The organism is Thermus sp. KWY1 (genome assembly GCF_057547025.1).
Map to the genome: position 1 here is coordinate 1 of NZ_BAAJPG010000027.1, position 210 is coordinate 210.

Annotated in this window: 1 pseudogene; it reads left to right on the forward strand. The window is 57.6% G+C overall.

The features are described from left to right. Positions 1 to 202, forward strand: a pseudogene (locus AC27GT_RS08600) (IS256 family transposase); the annotation flags it as partial. Positions 203 to 210 lie beyond the last annotated feature (8 nt).

Sequence of the window (210 nt, forward strand, 5' to 3'; positions counted from 1 at the left end):
GAGGCGTGGGACGAAGGTGCGGGATCATAAGTTCCCCCGACCCGAGTCTGTGTTTAAGCTCCTTTACTTGGAGGCGGAGCGTCAGGAGGGGAGGTGGTCTGAGCGGCGATTGAAGGGCTTTGCTGAGGTGCGGGAAGTGCTGGAGAAGATGCTTCTGGAGAGGTATGCCCCCCGTACACAGACGCTTACACATAAATCTTGACACGACCG